12 protein-coding genes are annotated in these 19,940 nt (G+C 51.1%); 10 read left to right on the top strand and 2 right to left on the bottom strand.

From position 1 onward, the window contains the following. The first annotated feature begins 109 nt into the window (after positions 1–109). On the top strand, positions 110–2,335 hold the full coding sequence (locus ACTHRH_RS02450; RefSeq protein ID WP_440413941.1) for a glycosyl hydrolase family 95 catalytic domain-containing protein: 2,226 nt from the start codon (positions 110–112) through the stop codon (positions 2,333–2,335). Between the two features lie 429 nt (positions 2,336–2,764). After that, complete coding sequence (locus ACTHRH_RS02445; RefSeq protein ID WP_379287234.1) at positions 2,765–4,303, top strand: ABC-F family ATP-binding cassette domain-containing protein; 1,539 nt, start codon at positions 2,765–2,767, stop codon at positions 4,301–4,303. Between the two features lie 135 nt (positions 4,304–4,438). On the opposite strand, the gene ACTHRH_RS02440 is transcribed toward ACTHRH_RS02445, so the two are convergent. Together ACTHRH_RS02440 and ACTHRH_RS02435 are read right to left on the bottom strand one after the other, a co-directional pair. Further along, positions 4,439–6,394 (bottom strand): hypothetical protein, encoded by a 1,956-nt coding sequence (locus ACTHRH_RS02440; protein ID WP_440413938.1) that lies wholly within the window; start codon positions 6,392–6,394, stop codon positions 4,439–4,441. Between the two features lie 62 nt (positions 6,395–6,456). After that, a complete protein-coding gene (locus tag ACTHRH_RS02435; protein WP_440413936.1) occupies positions 6,457–7,320 on the bottom strand; it encodes a helix-turn-helix domain-containing protein in 864 nt (287 codons plus the stop codon). Positions 7,321–7,438: 118 nt separating this feature from the next. On the opposite strand from ACTHRH_RS02435, the gene ACTHRH_RS02430 reads away from it, so the two are divergent. From ACTHRH_RS02430 to ACTHRH_RS02395, 8 genes are all read left to right on the top strand, one after another. After that, positions 7,439–9,832, top strand: a complete 2,394-nt coding sequence (locus ACTHRH_RS02430) for a glycoside hydrolase family 2 TIM barrel-domain containing protein (RefSeq protein ID WP_440413934.1) — start codon at positions 7,439–7,441, stop codon at positions 9,830–9,832. 467 nt (positions 9,833–10,299) lie between these two features. Next, a complete protein-coding gene (locus tag ACTHRH_RS02425; protein ID WP_144932738.1) occupies positions 10,300–12,156 on the top strand; it encodes a cache domain-containing sensor histidine kinase in 1,857 nt (618 codons plus the stop codon). A gap of 3 nt (positions 12,157–12,159) precedes the next feature. Next, a complete protein-coding gene (locus tag ACTHRH_RS02420; protein ID WP_144932741.1) occupies positions 12,160–13,791 on the top strand; it encodes a response regulator in 1,632 nt (543 codons plus the stop codon). Positions 13,792–13,897: 106 nt separating this feature from the next. Continuing rightward, complete coding sequence (locus ACTHRH_RS02415; RefSeq protein WP_440413931.1) at positions 13,898–15,268, top strand: ABC transporter substrate-binding protein; 1,371 nt, start codon at positions 13,898–13,900, stop codon at positions 15,266–15,268. Between the two features lie 98 nt (positions 15,269–15,366). Further along, positions 15,367–16,278, top strand: coding sequence for a carbohydrate ABC transporter permease (locus ACTHRH_RS02410; RefSeq protein WP_144932744.1), 912 nt, complete (start codon positions 15,367–15,369; stop codon positions 16,276–16,278). Between the two features lie 13 nt (positions 16,279–16,291). Then, positions 16,292–17,167: a carbohydrate ABC transporter permease gene (locus ACTHRH_RS02405; protein WP_144932746.1), complete on the top strand. Its 876-nt coding sequence runs from the start codon at positions 16,292–16,294 to the stop codon at positions 17,165–17,167. 670 nt (positions 17,168–17,837) lie between these two features. Next, positions 17,838–18,935, top strand: coding sequence for a glycoside hydrolase family 88 protein (locus ACTHRH_RS02400; RefSeq protein ID WP_440413928.1), 1,098 nt, complete (start codon positions 17,838–17,840; stop codon positions 18,933–18,935). Positions 18,936–19,166: 231 nt separating this feature from the next. Further along, positions 19,167–19,766 carry an HD domain-containing protein gene (locus tag ACTHRH_RS02395; RefSeq protein WP_440413926.1) on the top strand — a complete coding sequence of 200 codons (600 nt, stop codon included), beginning with the start codon at positions 19,167–19,169 and terminating at the stop codon, positions 19,764–19,766. The last annotated feature ends 174 nt before the right edge of the window (positions 19,767–19,940 follow it).

Genomic DNA, 19,940 nt, shown 5'->3' with positions numbered 1-19,940 from the left:
GTCGGCGGCAACAAAGCTTCAAATGGGTGAAATCTTTATCTCTGACATAATACAGGTCAGTCCTTTAGCGGAGTATATCAAAATATATCGGGCGAGGAGAAATGTGCCGATGACTTGGAATGGCAAAGGAAGAGTAAAGGTGGAGACGGATTGGGCGGAATTCTTGTCCCGCCATGACATGACCTGGAGTGTCCGACCGCTGTCGTGGAACGAGGGAGCCTTTATCGGCAACGGACTGCTGGGTGCGATGGTTTACGGCGAGGAGCACAGAAGCAAGCGGAATGTGCTCCGTTTCGTGCTTGGACGTACGGATGTTACGGTTCAAAGGGCCGATGGCGGCGGCTTTCCTCCACGGGTTCCGATCGGGGAGCTTGATCTGGAGCTGGAAGGAATGATTTATCAGCCGGCGGATATCCGGCTGGATCTGTGGAATGCCGAGCTGCGGGCCCATCTTCCGACAACGAAGGGCGAAGTCCGGCTGCGGGCGTTTATCCATAGCGAGGAAGACATTCTGCTGATTGAGCTGCATACCTCTTCGGGAGAAAGAAACGCGAGGTTTCAGTGGTATGCGTACCCGGATGTCGATCCGGTACTCAAAAATGCGGACGGGATCAATTTCAACCAGTATCTTCCCAAGACGGATGTGCAGCTTGGCGAGCGGGAAGGAGTACAATGGGGAAAGCAAACCTATCCGTCCGGAGAAGGCTGTCTGACCGCCTGGAAAGAGAAACGGCCGGCTTCCGATCATCGCGTCTTGTACTTGACCGTCGCCGGAGGAGCGGGAGAAAGCGACATTCAGCAAGCGGTCGGCAGCATTCAATCCGCCAGTAACCGATCGGTAGAAGCTTATGCCGTGACTCATCGCAGCTGGTGGCATCATTATTATCCGCTGAGCTTCGTTTCGATTCCGGATACTAGATTGGAAGGGTTCTACTGGATTCAAATGTACAAGCTCGCATCGGCGACCAGAGCCCACCGTCTCATTATCGATAATCAGGGGCCTTGGCTGACGACTACGCCTTGGCCCGGGGTTTGGTTCAATATGAATGTGCAGATGAGCTATTCGCCGGTTTATACATCCAATCGGCTCGATATCGGCCAATCTCTCCTCAACGCGCTCGACCGCAGCCGGGAACAATTGATCCGCAACGTTCCCGAGCCCTACCGGTACGATTCGGCCGGCTTGGGCCGGAGCTGCAGCTACGATCTGGCCAGCAACGTAGAGGACGAAGTCGGCAACTTGACTTGGCTTCTTCACAGCGTCTGGAGGCATTACCGGGCGACAATGGACGACGAAATGCTGCGAACCCTGCTCTATCCGCTCTTACGGAGAAGCGTCAACTATTACTTGCATATCCTGGAAGAAGGGGAGGATGGCCATTGCCATATGCCTCCGACCATATCTCCGGAATACGGCTCGTTCAAGCGGCTGACGGTCAGGAATTGTCATTATGACCTGGCTTTGCTGCGCTGGGGCTGTACAACGCTGCTTGCGATCTGCGACCGCTTATCCATTGAGGATGAGCTGTCCGATCGCTGGGAGGAAGTACTGGACAGGCTAGCTCCTTATCCTTATGACGAACAGCAGGGATTTCTGATCGGTCAGAACACTCCTATGGAATTCGGCCATAGACATTTCAGCCATCTGTTGGCAGCTTTCCCGCTTCATCTCATCGGGGAGACGGAGGAGGATAAAGACAAGATCCGGCGGACACTGCGCCACTGGATCGGCCGGGAGGGAGATCTGCGCGGATTCAGCTTTACGGGGGCGGCCTCCGTTGCCGCCATATTGGGCAGCGGAAGCGAAGCGCTGCGTTACCTGCATACGCTGATGCATCTCATCAAGCCGAATACGATGTACCGGGAGGCCGGTCCGGTAATCGAATCGCCGCTCGCCGGGGCGGAGGCCATTCATGACCTGCTCCTGCAAAGCTGGGGAGGAGTGATCCGCGTATTTCCCGCAGTGCCGGATGAATGGGATGCGGCCGTGTTTCATCATTTGAGGGCCGAGGGGGCCTTCCTGGTCAGCGCCGAGCGGCGGGGAAGCCGGACGCAGTGGGTCCGGGTGGAGAGTCTAGCGGGCGAGCCCTGCAGAATCCGGACCGATTGGCCGGTCGACGGCATCGCCGTGGACAGCGGCCGTCCGCTTGTGATCAAGCCATGCGGAGACGGAATCATAGAGCTTGATCTTCGTAAAGGGGAGGAAGCGGTTCTTTATCCGAAGGGGGAGGCAGCCGACTTTACCGTTAGGCCGGTAGCTGCCGAGCCCGGCCTGTGCCAATATTTTGGCGGATACAAGCCATGGCGGCTTTACGGGCTTCCTCTTCAGGAATAATGTAGGCGAAGGCCTGAAATATCCCCGAATTGCTGAGGAATCCTATACGATTCTTGACAAAAGAGGAATGTGTTGGGTATACTCCAAGCATGGGATTGTATATTTTTTTATTATGAGGTGGAAAGGATAATGTTCTTTTTGTCGACTGTTCTCATTCGGGATTTGGCTTAATACGGGAGAAGTCTGCCCATTTTTAAGGTTACGCCAACCGAAGAACAGGAGATAAAGAACCTATTCCTTATTCCCACAGACGATATTTCGATGGGTAAGGTGGAGTTCGCCTTGCCCATTTTTTATTTGCTGTGAGCATGAAGCTTGCGCGTAGTTCGAAGAATCAAATTTATAGAATGAGATATGAATCGAATACGATCTTTATCCTTGTAGTTCTCCCGGTTGGCTTCGAAAGCGAAGCGAAAAGGAGAGAATACAATGAGTATGCTATCGGTGGAAAACTTGTCCCATATGTTCGGGGATAAGATGTTGTTTCAAAAGATTGGCTTTCGTTTGTTAAGAGGCGAGCATGCGGGGCTGGTCGGCAGCAATGGCGCCGGCAAATCGACCCTGCTGCGAATTTTGGCGGGAGAATTGCTTCCCGATCAAGGGAAGGTGGAATGGCATCCGCATGCGAATATCGGGTATCTGCAGCAGCATGTGGATTTGCAAGCGGGAACAACCATCAGGCAATTTTTGCAGGGAGCCTTCGCCCGGCTTTATGAAATCGAAGCAGCGATGCAGGAGCTGGCGGAGCAAATGGCTTCTTCTTCGGAGGATGCGGAGCAGCAGCTGATTCAATACGGAGAGCTGCTGAATCAGCTGGAGCATTCCGGATTCTATGCACTGGAGGCAAAAATAGAAGAGGTTGCGGCCGGATTGGGTATTATGGAGCTGGGCATGGACCGCGATGTCGAGAAGCTCAGCGGCGGCCAAAGAACCAAGCTGTTGCTGGGCCGGCTGTTGCTGCAGGAGCCGCATGTCCTGCTGCTGGATGAGCCGACCAATTATTTGGACGCGCCCCATATCGAATGGCTTACCGGCTATTTGAAAGGCTATGAGCATGCCTATCTGGTGGTCTCCCATGACGAGAGATTTCTGAACGAAGTGACGGCGACCATTTTTCATCTGGACCATCAGACCATCAAGCGCTATACGGGTAATTATTCCGCCTTCCTGGCAAGCTATGAGCAGAGCAGGCTGCAGCTTATGCAAGCGTACAATCGGCAGCAGAGAGAAGTGGCCAGACTGGAGAGCTTCATTCAGAAGAACCGGAACCGTAAGGCGAAGCAGGCGAAGAGCCGGGAAAAGGTGCTGCAAAAAATGGAACGAATGGACAAACCGGCGCCAGGGCCGAGGCCACGCTTTTCATTCGCGGTATTCTCGGAACCGTCGAGTCGGATTCTGGAGGCGAGGCAGCTGCAGATCGGCTATACGGAGCCGTTATTTGCCCCCGTTGATCTTCGGGTCATGCGCGGCGACAAAATCGCGATTACCGGCCATAACGGCATTGGGAAATCGACGATGCTGAAAACCTTGCTCGGGCTTCTGCAGCCATACAGCGGTACCATGCAGCTTGGCGAAGGAGTTAAAGCCGCCTATTTCGCCCAGGAGTCGCCAGCTTCGGCCCAAACAGCACTTGAACGGCTGGGAGCGCTAAGGCCGGATTTGACGAATAAAGCGATCCGCCAGGCGTTGGCCAAGTCCGGTCTGACGGATAAGCATATCCGGCAGCCGCTTTGCGCCTTAAGTGGCGGGGAGCAGGCCAAGGTGCGCTTATGCGAACTGATGCTGACGGAAAGCAATGTTCTTGTCCTGGATGAACCGACCAACCATCTGGATACGCGCTCCAAGGAAGCCTTCAAGGAAGCGCTCTGCAGCTATAAAGGAACGGTCCTGCTGGTATCGCACGAACCGGAGTTTTACGAAGAGTGGGTCACCAATATTTGGCAAATTCAGGACTGGATGACGAAATAAAAAAACAAGAAAAAGAGCGAGTGTTAGGTCGGAACTTGACCGCTAGCCTCGCTCTTTTTTTTCGGAATCTTAAACTGTTGTGTCGGTTGAATCTCGTCGGTTGGTAAGGCCGGACGTTGATGGATTTTAACCGAATTAACCGCGATGCTGCACTTTCGTTCGGACGATTGATGAGCCCCGGGCTCCCATCAAGTAGGGATACAGCAGGATAAGCCCGGCAATATATAATAGAAAGGCGAATATCGCCGGGGACAAATGAAGCAAATCAGTGTAACCGATAGCAATATGGACGCCAAAGCCGGCTGCAAATCCCGGAAGTCCCCCGAGCAGCAGCGTCCACCAGATCCAGCGTTCCCCTTGATTGATTCCCCATAGAGCTATGATAGTAATAGCGGCAGCATCGCATAATAAAGCTCCTCCGAAGCCGGCACGATCATGCGCGATAAGCGGGATTAGCCGGTCATTAATTTGGGAAATCATTTCCGGAGTCATGCATAAATAAGCCAGATCCTCTCGGACGAACACATAGCTGATTCCAACCCCGGCGATGACCAATCCTCCCAGTGCCAGAGCAAAACCAAGCACAACGAACATCAACTGCCCCCACTGAGCCAGTCTCCAGGCCCGATCATTCCGGAGATTGGGTTCTTGTCGCGATGGGCGATCCGCACGGCCACGCATGGAGAGAATGAACATAGGGAATAGAATAATAGCTGCCGCAGCATGAAGCGGATCGAAATAGCCATATCCAAGATACAGAAAAAAGCTGCCGAACCCGATGATTCCGGATGTGGCCAGAGCTGTTTTGGCCCAATGAAGGCCGCAGCGCAGACCGAACCGGGCGAGCATCCCGTATAGAATGCCGATAGAAATCATCGTGCCGGCCAAGGTGATCCGGTCATGAGACATGAAATAAAGCAACCTTTCGTTAATAAGGGAGAGCGAGAGCGGGTCCATCCCAAGGAAAGCTTCGTCGTAAGGCAGTATAACGGTAGTAGCAGCAATGATCCAGGCCAGAACACCTCCCAGAACCATTCCCAGCCCCAACAGACACATCCAACCCCAATTGCGCCAAAAGGAGAACGGGCCCGGATCGGGGGAAAGGACCGTACGCTTGTAAAGAATCGCTTCGTTCACTCGCTTGGGCAAGCCCGGACCCGAATAGACCAGCCCGCTGTGAAGCTGAATATAGTCCGCACCTTCCCCCAACAGGTCCAAGGCATCCTGCGGTTCATGGACTCCGGCAGCGGCAAGAATCGGAATAGAGGGACCTAACGTATCACGAATCATTCGGATTTTGGCTAGGCAATCAGCTTTGCCATTCCGTCCGATAACAGCCCCCTCTTCTGTCCGGATGAAATCCCCTATAGTTATTCCGTCCCACTGTGCCGAATGATCTTGAGAACACAGCTCATCCCACAGGGAAGGAGAGGAATCGAGAGGAAGATAGAGCAGCAGGGGCTTATCCGGATAGCGGGTTCGAGCCGCTTCGCGGATCGATTGGAGCATGCTGTTTATTTGTTCGGGCTTCCAATCCATATCGATGGCATCCACTACGAAACCTGCTGCATAGGGGGCCAATTGATCCATTAACTGAAGATGCTCCTTCATCGCTTGCTCCGGATCGGCCCCGGCATGATGAGCTATTCGGATCAGATAAGGCAGCCTGCGCCCCCGTTCCTTGCTTAACCGCCGAACCGTTTCATCCAAACCGATATTTACATAAGCATCCGGATAATGGATAGCTTCTTGAGCCACATCCCGAAGGATCGGCCGGGGGTCCGCGATCGGGCGAACGCTGACAGGCCCAATTTCTATGTATCCGAAGCCGAATTGGGAAAGAGCTTGGCGCGCCGTGCCACAGGGGTCTAGTCCTCCGCTTAATCCGACGGGACAAGACAGACGGATCCCCCATCTATCGCTGCGCAGCATAGGATGCAGCTCCATATGTCCCAGCGTCCGGATAATAAAGGAACCGCCGGGTATTCGGCTTAAGCCGCCCATGGCTCGTAAGGTGAAATCCCTGGCAGCGGCAGATGGTAGACGAAAGAGCAACGGACGAAACAATGTCTGATAAGACCAATCCGGCATTACTAAAAATCTCCTTTCTGTTTGAAATTCAGGAAGGTTGCACCGAAGGCCCATCCTCGCTCCTATCCCCGCTGGGAACGGTATTGCAGTGGAGTAATGCCCATCTTTTTCTTGAAAAGCTGGCAGAAATAAGAGAAATTGTCAAAGCCGACCCGGCTACCGATTTCCTGCACGGTCAATGAGCTGGTGCGCAGCAGCAAGCAAGCCTGCTTCATTCTTCGGGCCGTCAAATATTCGGTAAGGCTGCTGCCGGTTTCCTTGCGAAACAGGTAGGAGACATGATTTGGCGACAGATGAACGGCCTGGGCCAATTCGGATAACTGGAATTCCGAAGCGTAATGCTCCTCGATCCATTGCAGCATGGCGGTGATATGGGCGGAGACGGTCATTGACGGGTGGGCGTGGGCCTTGGACTGGCTTTCCCAAATCGGCTTCAAGTAATGAAGAAATGAAATGAGCAGCAGCGCATTTTCTTCGGTCGCATCTTGAGACGATTGGTCGGTCAGCCTAAAATTGTAATTTTGCAGCAGCCGGTCGGCCTCCTCCTTGTTCGGATGCCGGATAACCTGTACCGCGTAAGGATCCTTCCAAATATATAACAAAAATTGGTAAATGGAAGGGAAGGGAGTAAGATATTGGCTGAGGGTGGAAGGCTCGAACAAGAACATGGAGCGGATATACGATTGTCCCTGCCCCGTATTCATTCTCACATGATGGAGCTGATAGGGGCGGAAGCACAGCAGCGTCCCAGGGACGATATCGATTAATTGTTGCTCTATAACGACCCTTCCGGCTCCTTCATGGACATATAGGAGCTCAATTCCCTGATGGGAATGAATGATTTCCCGAAAGCTCTCTGTCCGGTTAAGATACAGTGATAGCTGAATAGGACGATTGTTCAGATTCAAATAGTTGGCCAGCTTCATCGAATCGTAACTCCCCTTGATCAATCGTAAATTAACAACATTTTATCATAACCTCCCGTAAATGACAGCGGGGGGTTTTTGCTATGATTAATGATATACGAAAGATAGGGAGGCTGCTATGAAAACTAAACGGATAAGTAACGGCTGGGAGCATTATCGGGGAAGTTTGGGGGGCGTCTGGGAAGTCTGGCGCGCCTACAAGCTTAACAATCATTATAATGTGCCGTGGTCTGCAGTGGAACTGCCTCATTGCTTTAATGGAGAAGATTCGGTAGATCCGGATGTGCTCTATTATCAAGGACCGGGATGGTACAGAACTCTTCTCGAGGTAGATAATCCTTATCCGAATGGAAGAACGCTGCTTCATTTTGAAGGGGCGGGCCAGAATACCGAAGTATATCTGTACACCGAACAGGTGGCGAGGCACGTCGGAGGGTATGACGAATTCAAGGTGGATTTGACGGAGCAAATGGCTGAGGGAAAGTACAAGGAGCTGTTTGGCAATAAAGTTCCGGTGGCCGTTCAATGCGATAATACCCGCGATCTCGAGACCATTCCTTCCGATATCAGCGATTTTAATTTGTACGGCGGAATTTACCGATATTTGAATCTCGTTTATGTACCCGAGATTTCCTTCGAATATGTGCATATCGCTACCGAGGTACAGTCAGAGAATAACGCGGAAATAACCGTAAGAGCGAAGCTATATAATCCGCTGAAGCGCAGCCAATCCGTTCGCTTGAGTCTGGTCGTTCGCGATCCGGATGGACATGCGGTTCATCAGCAGGAATGGACTGCCGAAGCGTGGCAAGGCTGGAAGGACCTTGCAACTCTTGAGCTGACGGACGTGAAGAGATGGTCCCCTGACCATCCGGAGCTCTATAGCTGTGAAGTGGTTATGCATGGAGCAACGGGCGAGGAGGCGTGGGAAACCAGCCATGCGGAACGGTTCGGAATCCGTACGTTCGAATTCGTGAAGCAAGGCCCTTTCCTTCTGAACGGAGAGAGGCTGCTGCTTCGCGGAACCCATCGGCATGAAGATTTTGCCGGAGTGGCCGCGGCTATGACCGAGGATATGATCAGGAGCGAAATGAAGCTGATCAAAGAGATGGGCGCCAACTTCATTCGTCTGGGCCATTATCAGCAATCGCGGATTGTACTGGAGCTGTGTGATGAGCTTGGCCTGCTGGTCTGGGAGGAAATTCCCTGGTGCAGGGGAGGAATCGGCGGAGAAGCTTACAGACAGCAGTGCCGGGACATGCTCCAAGCGATGATCGAGCAGCATTACAATCACCCGTCGGTCATTGTATGGGGGCTTGGGAACGAGAACGACTGGGAGAGCGATTTCGATACGTTCGATGAAGAGGAAATCCGCCGCTTTATGAAAGAGCTGCATGACCTGTCCCACGAGCTGGATGACAGCCGGGTGACCGGGATTCGACGCTGTGAATTTTGCAAGGATATTATTGACGTCTACTCACCTTCCATCTGGGCGGGCTGGTACCGCGGAGTTTATCCCGAATATGAAGCGTCCAGCCGGGCGGGCTTCGAAGGAACCGACCGCTTCCTGCATCTGGAGTGGGGCGCCGACAATATGGCCGGACGCCATGTAGAGGCTCCTTATACCGGCTTCAGTGAAATCAAGACCGGAGACGGGACGGATGAGCGGGACGGGGATTATTTCCTGCAGGGAGGCGACCCTCGCGTATCGAGCCTCGGAGATTGGTCGGAAACTTATTTCTGCGATATGATCGACTGGTATTTGAAAAGCCAGACTCAGATGGATTGGCTGACCGGGGCGGCCCAATGGGCGTTTAAAGACTTCTCTACTCCTGTCCGGCCGGATTCCCCTATCCCTTACCTGAACATGAAGGGGGTCGTCCAGCGGGATTTAACGCCGAAGGAGGCGTATTACGTCTTCCAATCGTATTGGTCCGAGAAGCCGATGATCCGCGTATACAATCATTCGGAGGCCGTTCGTTGGGGGCAGCCGGGCGAGAAGAAGCTCATTAAAGTCTATTCCAATTGCGAGCAGGCGGAATTGTTCCTCAACGGACAGAGTGTCGGCGTCCGCAAACGGGATGCGCAGGATTTTCCGTGTGCCGGTCTTCGCTGGGAAGTGGAGCTTGCGGAAGGGGAAAACGAAGTGCGGGCGGTAGGCATCAAGAACGGAGCGCAGGTGGCCGATGAAATTCGTTTCGTCTATCAGACGGAAGAATGGGAGCAGCCGGCAAGTGCAGTTCTGTCCGCAAACCGCTTAGAGGATGGATTGGTGAAGGTAGAGGTGCGCGTATACGACCGCAACGGGGTCTATTGTCCGGATGCGAACCTATTCGTCCGCTTTGGACTTGCCGGGGACGGAAAGCTGTTAGACAATAGAGGAACGGTTCTCGGATCACGTTATTTGCAATTGGCCGGCGGTCGGGCAGCCATCCTTGTCGATCCGCAAGGAGGTCGCTCGGTAGTCAGTGCCGCAGTAGACGGAATACCGACCGTTTTTGTGGAAATATAGGACTTCCCAAGAGTTGTCGGATCATCGTATAAAGAAAGCTCCTAACGGAGCCTCTTCCAACGAATAACCCGGTTTTATAAGGAAGCTTTTTATGCCAATTAGAAAGTTGTTCCATTTTAATGCTTTAATGAACTTAAACTTTCTAATGTGGTAAAGAAAAGACATGCACTTACGCATGTCTTTCGTCCATATGTTAACGGCGCCCAGATATTGGGTAATATACCCGGCCAAGGGGCAGGATAGCTTGAACCTGGCTCGAGGTTCCGCAGCATCACCGAACGTCATGCGGATAAACGGGAATTGGGAAGCCGCAGCTTGGCGCGAATTGGTGCAGAGCGGACGATCATTTGCTAGACTTCCGGGCTGGACGGTTTAAAAGGCCTCCGCCAGAGGGACGATAAATAAGAGGATAGCCCCAGGCCATTAGAGAAGCAGCTGCTGTGAAGCTAACCGGGAGGAAATGCGACATGAGAAAGATCATCGAGAGGCTGAAGAGGCGGTTTCGGAACGCAAGATTGGAGAGCAAAGTCTTTATTATGACCTCCATCGTCATTGTGCTGGCGGTTCCGCTGACCGGTATGTTCTCTTACTCCCAGGCGGCCCGTATCCTCGAACGGTACGCGTATAACGCGGCGGATCAGACCGTCAGCCAGCTCAGCGGATACATGAACAATGAGCTGAAGAATATAAGCGATAAGCTCTATTGGATGAATGCGAGCGATGAGATGAAGACGGCGCTTTACTGGGCGGACGGCAAGCTGGATGTGAACGGCTGGGTTGTATTCAACGAAATGTTCGCGCTGTTCTCACAGACCCGTCTGGCCTCGCCGACTATCCGTTCCATTTACATGTACACGCCCAAAGGCGAATTCTATGAAGGACTTCCCTATGAGAGGAAGGCCGCTTCCTTCAAGGATACGCCCTATTACAAGGCGATACGTAACGAAAGCACCAATCAGTGGGTCTATGCCGAGGAAGATCCTCTGTTCGCCGGACGTGGGGAAGTGATCTCGCTCGTCACCCGGCCTGTGCTGGATATCAGCTATCTAGAGCAGGACAATTATTTGGTCATCACGCTCTCCGCCAACCGGTTTATGGCCAATTTAAGAAATATTAATCTAGTTCCGGAAGGCTTCTCACTGATCATGGACGAGACAGGCAAGCCTATTCTGATGTCATCGCCCGAGCTCGCCGAACCTTTCCTGGAAAGTATTCAAGCCGAGGAATTCCAGCTTAATCCCGGATCTTTCGAATGGAAGGTGGGACGCCAAGAATTTCTCGTTAGTCATCAGCCGGTTCCTTTCGCCGGATGGAACGCCGTGCTCGTACAGCCGAAGGATGAGCTGCTTAAGGAGATTAACTACATTAAATACTTTACCTTCATGCTGACCGGTATTCTGCTAATTCTATCGTTCGTCTTCATCCGTTGGATCGCCCGCTGGGTGATGAATCCGCTGAGAAAGCTGCAGAGGCTTATGAATCGGGCCAAGGATGGAAATCTGAACGTTCGTTTTGAATCCGAGTACGAGGACGAGATCGGTCAGCTCGGCAACCGGTTCGATGATATGATCCGGCAAATTCAGCAGCTGCTTAAACAGGTGGTAGAGGAAAGCCAGGCGAAGCGGCAGGCGGAAATGAGGGCTCTGCAAGCACAAATTAATCCTCACTTCCTGTACAACACCTTGGATGAAATCTATTGGAAAACATTGGACGCCCCGGATTCCTCCGCGAGTGAGATTATCCTGTCGTTATCGCGATTCTTCCGCCTCAGTCTGAATCAAGGGGAGGAAATGACGACCGTAGCGAAGGAGATGGAGCATGTGGAGCAGTATCTAAAGCTCGTCAACGTCCAATACCGGCGGCAATTTTCATATGTGATACAGACGGACGACAGGACGAAGCCGTTCCGCATGCCGAAAATTATTCTGCAGCCGCTAGTAGAGAACAGCGTGCTCCATGCCTTCAACGCAAATGACTATAACGATTACCGCATTACCGTCTCCAGCGAGTGGATTGAACCCCGTCGGGTAAGGCTGCGGGTAGAGGACAACGGCAGCGGAATAAAGCCCGAATGGGTTACGCGATTTAACGAGCCATTATCTGGGAAAAATCAGGCTTTCCCCGAGACGCCCTCCGCTGCAAACGGCGAAGTTACTCCGGCAGGTGAGGACAAGGAGCCGCCCCGTCAGGGCTATGCGATAGCCAATGTTCGGGAGAGGCTGTGGTATGCATTCGGGGAACGGGCTTCCTTCCGGGTCGAAAGCACTCTGGGAGAAGGAACGGTTATCGAAATCACGATGGAAGCCACGGAAATGGAGACGTAGAAGATGAAAGTTCTCTTGGTAGATGATAAGGAAAGTGTCGTTCAGGGGATTCGCAAGCATGTTCCGTGGGAGCGTCTGGAGGTATCCGAGGTGGAGACCGCAATGGACGGCAGGGAAGCCTGGGCCAAGCAGCAGTCGTTCCAGGCCGATCTGATCATTACCGATATCCGGATGCCCAATATGGACGGTATTGAATTGATGGAGAGGCTGAAGAATGCCGATAAGCCAATTCGTTATATTGTCCTGAGCGGCTATGAAGAATTTGATTATGCCAAACAGGCACTTGCGCTGGGCGCTTCCGATTATGTTCTCAAACCGGTCAATATTGAGGAGCTGACCGGGATTATCGGCAAAGTGCTGCAGGATTTACGGAGACAGCAAACCCAGGCCGAGCAGAGAATCATTTTCCAGCAAAAAATTAAACGGAGCCTCCCCGCCTTAAGACAGCAATATTTGAATGAAATGATTCATTTCCAACATGACCGGCCGGTTCGCTTCAAGGATAAATGGGAATTCGCAGAAATACCGCTTGAGCCTCACTCGATCGGATTTCTGTGCTTCTCCATAGACGATTTTGCGGAAATTACCCATACCTCCATCGAGGAGGTAGAGTTGTCGCGGTTTATCGTCGAGAACATCGTTGAGGATTGCGTGAAGGAATGGGGGCAGGGAATTGCCTTCTTTCCCGAATGGGACCGATTGGTGCTGTTGGTAAACTATGATTCCATTCTTCTGGAGAAACAGGTTAAGGAGCAGCTTGTCGGCCTGGCCGAGAAATGCCGCCAAGCGGTCGAGCAGAATTCGAAGCTTACGGTTACCGTCGGCGTCAGCTCCTTATGCCGGGAATTGAACCAACTGCCGGAAGCCTTCCGGCAAGCCATGGAGGCGATCGATCATGTCTACTTCTTCGACCGCAATCTGGTCATCCATTATGAAGATCTGATGCACTACCGAACGAACCATACCGACTACCCTTCCTCACGGGAGAAGGAGATCATAGCGATTGTACGGCGGGGGCAAACTGACCAGGTGGAGCACGCGGTCCAGCAATTTATCCGTGAGCTGAAGCCCGAGGAAGGAACGCCTCAGCAATTCCGGTTTGCCTGCTTCCAGCTCGTGACCGCGCTTAGCCGGAACTTGGCCGAGCTCGGGCTGCAGGAAGAGGAACCCGCCGCAGCGTTGAAGCTAAAGTACGAGGCTTGCGAGTCAGCCAATCTGAACGAATTACGCGAACGGATTGTGGAGTGGGTCGCACAGTCGTCACAGCTGGTTAACCAATCGATTCAATCCGGGTCCAAGCATCTCGTGGATCAGGCGAAGGAGTTCATCCAGAGAAATATTCTTCAACCGCTCTCTCTATCTTCTGTAGCGGACTATGTGAAAGTCAGCCCTACTTATTTGAGCGGCTTGTTCAAGAAGGAAACCTCGTCCACCTTCACGGAATATGTGACCGACACGAAAATAGAGAAGGCCAAAGATTGGCTGAAGAATACGGCTATGCCAATCTATGAAATCTCTGAACGGCTGGGCTACTATGACCGCAAATATTTCCGTGAAATTTTCAAGAAAAAAGCGGGAATGACGCCTTCCGAATATAGAGAGTCTGAAACGGGACGGTCTTGGGGGGAAGGTTAAAAATATCCCCCCTCAGGCTGAAAATTGCCTCCCTAACGTGTAACCGAAACAAAATTTATACTGGACATATAGAGGTTCAATGTTAGCCATCAAGGAGGTAAAAGCCATGAATAAGCAGGGGGTTATTAAGCTGACATCCGCCGTTCTGCTGGCTGCGCTAGTGACAACGGCTTGCGGTCAGTCGGAGGATCCGGATAATAACGCTTCGGGGGGAGGTTCCGAGAAAGTTAAACTGACTTTCTGGACCAATGCCCGCCATGACGCGGACCTGATTCAAGACAAAATCAAGCATTTTAACGAAACAAATGACAGCAATATTGAAATCGATTTCCAGATTATGACCGAAAACTATGAGCAGGCTCTGCAAACGGCGATTCAGTCGGACGAGGCTCCGGATATTTTCAATGCGAAAATGAAGCTGAAGTTTGAAGATCTGGTCAAGATGAATGCGATTCAGCCTTTGGACGAGTTCTTGACTCCGGAGATGAAAAGCCGTTTCGGCGAAGAGAATTTACAGATTGACCGGGTCAATTACTTGGAAGGTAAAATCTACAGCCTGCCTAACTATGGATCTACCTTCCGATTGATCTATAACAAAGATTTGTTTGCCAAAGCCGGTTTGACGGAGCCTCCCAAGTCCTTGGATGAGCTGGTCGATTATGCCAAGAAGATTACGGAAGCCGGCAAGGATGAAGGGGCTTACGGATTCGGAATTAATATGAAAAACCCGGCGGCCGCCTTCGAAAGAAGCTTAATTCCGCTCATGCGGATCAATGGCGATGATTATTATGACTGGAAGACCGGCAAATACGATTTTGCCAAAGTAAAACCATATGTGGAAGCGTTTAAGAAAATGGCGGATAACCAAAGCATTCTCCCGGGATTCGAGTCGCTTGACATCGACCCGCTGCGCAATCAGTTTGCTTCCGGTAAAATCGGCATGTACTTCTCACTTTCTGCTGAGCCTGGAGTGTATGATTCCCAATTCCCGACCGAAGTGGACTGGGACGTAGCTCAGGTGCCGACGATTGACGGCAACGAGCCTAAGGGAGCCAACTATATTAATGGCGGCGGCAACTGGCTGTATATGTCCGCTAAGACAAAGCACAAAGAAGCCGCTTGGAAATTCATGGAATATATGTACAGTGACGATGTATTGGTGCCGTATTATGAGCAGGGTAAGGGAATCAGCGTCGTTCCGAGCGTTCTGGAAAAGGCGAAGGAGCCCACGTTGAAGAACTTCAATGGATTTGCCCCGAAAGACGATGCGATCTGGCCGGCTTATGTTACTCATAAAGTGGAAGGGAAGGCATGGCAGAATGTCATTTCGGAATCGATTCTGAACGTCATTCCCCTGGATAAAGCCATTGAAGATTTAACGAAGCAATATAATACGGACCTGGACAACGAGGAGAAGAATGGGAAAGTCAAGAGAGTCATTATTCCGGATTTCGACCCAAGAAGCTCGATTAAGTAAACGGTCCTGCAGCACTTGAGAGAAAGCCGCTCTCCCGATCTATATCATCACTGAGAGCGGCTTTCGCTATGATTCGAACCCGGGGAGGGACGCGAGCGATGAGCGCAATACGCAAGAAATGGAAGGAATACTCCGGACCATATTTAATGATTTTGCCCTGTGTGGTTTTGCTTGCCCTGTTTTCCATTTATCCGCTGGCTTGGGCATTCAAATATATGTTCTATGATTTTGACGGATTTACCGAGGCGACCTTCATCGGCTTCGATAACTTCGTCCGATTGTTTACGCGGGACGCCCAATTTTGGAACTCGGTATGGAATACACTTGTTTATGCAGGCGGCAAGCTGATTGTCACCTTGCCGTTATCCCTGATTCTTGCCGTTATTCTGAATCAGAAAATATTTGCCCGGAATTCTCTGAGGGCGATCTTCTTCATGCCGACTATCATTAGTGCGGCGGTTATATCCCTTGTTTTCTATTTGATGTTCAACTCTTATAACGGAATTATCAACAACACATTGATTTCGCTCGGAATCATTCAGCAGCCGATCGAATGGCTCGGAGTTAAATATTCCATGCTGACGGCCATTATTGTGGCGATTTGGGGGGCAGTCGGAAATTACATGGTTCTGTTCCTGGCCGGGCTGCAGGGAATTCCGAAGGATCTGTATGAAAGCGCCTCTTTGGATGGCGCTACGAAAATTCAACAATTTTTCAAAATCACTATTCCGATGCTCGGTCCGGTCATGCAAATTATAGTCATGTTGGCCATCGTCAATACTCTGAAAGGGTACGAAAGCATTATGGTTCTGACAGCCGGAGGCCCGGCGAGCAAAACAGAAGTGATGTACCTGTACATCTATAAACTGTTCTTCCCGGTATCGGAAGGAGAGCCTGTCGTACAGCAGTACGGATATGGCGCGGCCGCCGGTTTTGTCGCGGCCATGATTGTCGGAGCCATTACCTGTCTTTATTTGTACCTGTCGCGCAAATCTAATAATGAGTATTAAAGGCGGTGATTATATGACTGCAAGAACGGAACGTCTGCCTTCTTCTTTCTCGGTGGGAAAGCTGGTTTCCCGAATAGTGATCTGGGCACTGTTGCTAGTTATGGTTTTGTTTACGCTGTATCCGGTGCTGTTTTCTTTCTTCGGTTCGTTCAAGACGAATTTCGAGCTATTGGGCAGCACTAATATCTTTGCCAAGGAGTGGCACTGGGAGAATTACCTGGAGGCCTGGAACCGGGGGAATTTCGCCCGTTATACCTGGAACAGCATCTTTATTTCGGTGCTCTCCACCGCATTGACCATTCTGGTTTGCTCCATGGGTGCATATGCATTAGGACGCCGGCAATTTCCGGGACGCGGGGCCATTATGGCCATCCTGGCGGCTACCATGTTTATTTCCATTGGTGCCATTACTTTCCGTCCTCTCTATGATATGATGAGAGAGGTGGCGCTTCACAAATCTTTGTGGAGTATCATTCTAATCTTCGTAGGGACTCACTTGCCCTTTAATATTTTCTTGTTGGAGAGGTTTGTCAAATCGATTCCGAGAGAATTGGACGAAGCGGCCACCATTGACGGCTGCGGGTTTTTCGGAATCTATTGGAGGGTCATTCTGCCCCTGCTGCTTCCAGGGCTGGGCGTAGTCGGATTGTTCGCGTTTCGGGATTCCTGGAACCAATATGTGCTTCCGCTGATCTTTACGATGAACACTCCGGATCTGAGACCGCTGACAGTCGGAGTCATCTCTCTGAAATATTCGTCTAACGCAGCGGCCGAATGGCATTTGATGCTGGCGGGATCCATGATTTCAATTATCCCTATCCTTATCGTTTACTTCATGACCAATAAATCGTTCATTGAAGGATTGGCCAGCGGATCGGTCAAAGGATAATAACTCAGCTTTCTCAGCTTGAAATTGCCAAGTAACCCTTGACTTCATTAGGCCATTTGTCCGGCTTACTGCTGAACCGAATCAGTGATTCGGTCTCGCCGATTCAATTGCAGCAGGACGACAGCCGGTTTGAGACGATCCGATTTTCCACGTATGAAATAGAACCGATAGAACCGTTTACCTGGTTATATCTCGATAATTTTCACTCTTCTGACGGTGCCGCTTGACGGTACTGGTGACGCTTTTCCGACTTGGGCGTTTTAACTTGAAAATCTGTCTATCTTCATTTTCTGCTGGTGCCGTGCAAGCAGTCTACTCGCAGAATGGCGCGTCTAACTGGATTTCATACAGTTAGTTTGCTCTTCCGGAGCCAAAAGACGGAAGCTAAGTGGAAAAACTACAGCTAGTTTGTACAAAAAGGCGATTTCAGCAAAACGCCTTCATTCTAAATGTAGTTTTTCCATTTACTTTAATCACTTTCCACCATTCGCTTGAATTTACCTACATAAAATACAGTTAGACGGGAGGACACCACAAGCAATGTTTTTCTATTTGTGTACCGCTTAATCCAAACTTATATTCCGCCAGTCAAATCAAACCTTTAAAATGGATTTTCGCTCTGCGAAAGTTGAGTTAATCACATAAACTATTTATTGAGGAGGTTGTGTGCATGGACTATAACGCGTTGTGGACAAAATTGGAAGTGAAAGTAGACCGAATGATTGCTCAAATCGGGGACAAATCGCCTCACGTAGCGGCAGAGGGCCGCTACGACGACATGCGCCATGATTGGTGGACGTCCGGATTCTGGCCGGGGCTGCTCTGGATAATGTACGACATGACCGGCAAGGAGCATTACCGGGAAGCGGCATGGCCATGGGATGAGCGGATCGAGCAATGCATGATAAGGGAGTCCAATCTGCATCATGACGTAGGGTTCCAGTTCTTGCCCACAGCTGTCGTGAAATTCAAGCTGACCGGCGATACGGATGGCCGCAGGAGAGGGCTGCAGGCGGCAAATTTCCTGGCCGGAAGATTTAATCTGGCCGGCCAGTTCTTGCGGGCCTGGAATCAGGATAAAACCGGCTGGTCGATTATCGATTCCTGCATGAATCTGTCCATTCTGTTCTGGGCCTCCCGGGAAATTGCCGATCCGAGATTCGAACAGATTGCCTGCGCCCATGCGGATACGGTGCTGAAGCATTTTATGAGAGAGGACGGATCTGTCTATCATATTGTCAGCTTTGACCCTGCAAACGGGGATTTTATAGAAGGTCTTGGCGGACAAGGCTATGCCCCGCAATCCGCTTGGAGCCGGGGGCAGGCCTGGGCGCTGTACGGCTTGGCCAATTGTTACCGTTATACGGGGCATAAACGCTATCTGAACGGGGCCAAACGGGTTGCCCATTATTTCCTGGCTTCGCTGGAGGAAGATTATGTCCCGCTGTGGGATTTCCGGGTCGATCAGCCGGAAGGGGAACCGCGGGATACATCGGCGGCCTCCTGCGCGGCTTCGGGGCTGCTGGAAATCGCCAGCCACCTGCCGGAGACAGAGGCCAGGTTGTACAAAGAAACAGCCGAGCGGATCATCCGGTCGTTAACCGAAAATTACGCTTCCTTCGACGACGAAGCGTTCGACCCGATCCTGCGCGAAGGAACCGGCCATCGTCCGGCAAATCAGAATGTAAACGTCGGGTTAATCTACGGGGACTATTTCTATGTGGAAACGCTGGCCAAGCTGAGAGGCTGGCGGCAGCATATTTTCTAATAAGAGAGCAGCTCTTTATGGGCTGCTTTTTTTGCATTTTTCGCAGGAAACTCTCAGCAAATAAATAAACTTATGCTGTTTTTTAAGATTTTTAACAGGGATAGGCTTGACCCGCCTAGAAATAAGATATAGCCGGCTTACGGCGGGATGCAGAGCAGACAGTAGAAAATATCTATGCAGTTGTCCGGCATGGCTGCGGATTGATAAAATGATACCAAAAGGGGGCTCTTTATGAATAGCGACAGGCTGCTCAAGCAAATTGAATTTATCGTCGAAATCGACAAATTAAAAAATGTATACCGGAAGTCCGTTCTGATGGACAAAAGCCGGTTAGAGAATGATGCGGAGCATACTTGGCATCTTTCGGTCATGGCCATTCTTCTGTTAGAGCATGCTAATGAGCCGGACCTGGATCTATTACGTGTGCTCAAAATGCTGCTGATTCACGATTTGGTTGAAATTGACGCGGGGGACACCTTCGCCTATGACGAAAAAGGTCACGAAGATAAATACGAGAGAGAGCTGTCCGCCGCCCGCAGATTGTTCGGCTTATTACCGGAGGATCAGAGGGACGAGTTCTTCGCTCTATGGCGTGAATTTGAAGACCGGCAAAGCCCCGAATCCCAATATGCCGCTGCCTTGGACCGGCTGCAGCCTATGCTTCATAATTACTATACACAGGGATATTCGTGGCAGAAGCACGGAATCACCAGCGATAAAGTGCTGAATTATAACCGGCGTATGCAGCAAGGTTCGGAGGAGCTATGGTCATTCGCGCAACAATTGATTCATTCCGCGGTAGCCAAAGGCTATTTGAAGGAAAAAGAATAAGAAGACCCGGTGCCTGACGGTGCCGGGTTTTTGCATGAACACGGAAGGAAGAGGCTGTTTAATTATTGGCAAGTTGGTTGAACTGGACCGAATAATATTTATCCTTTTATGAAAGGCTAAACATAAGCTTTATTCAGCTCCTTTATTGAACAATATCGAAGAATAGTTGACAAA

The organism is Paenibacillus sp. SAFN-117 (genome assembly GCF_051966115.1).
Lineage (GTDB): Bacteria > Bacillota > Bacilli > Paenibacillales > NBRC-103111 > Paenibacillus_L > Paenibacillus_L residui.
The sequence above is the reverse complement of the archived record's forward strand: the minus strand, read 5'-3'. Positions and strand labels throughout refer to the sequence as shown.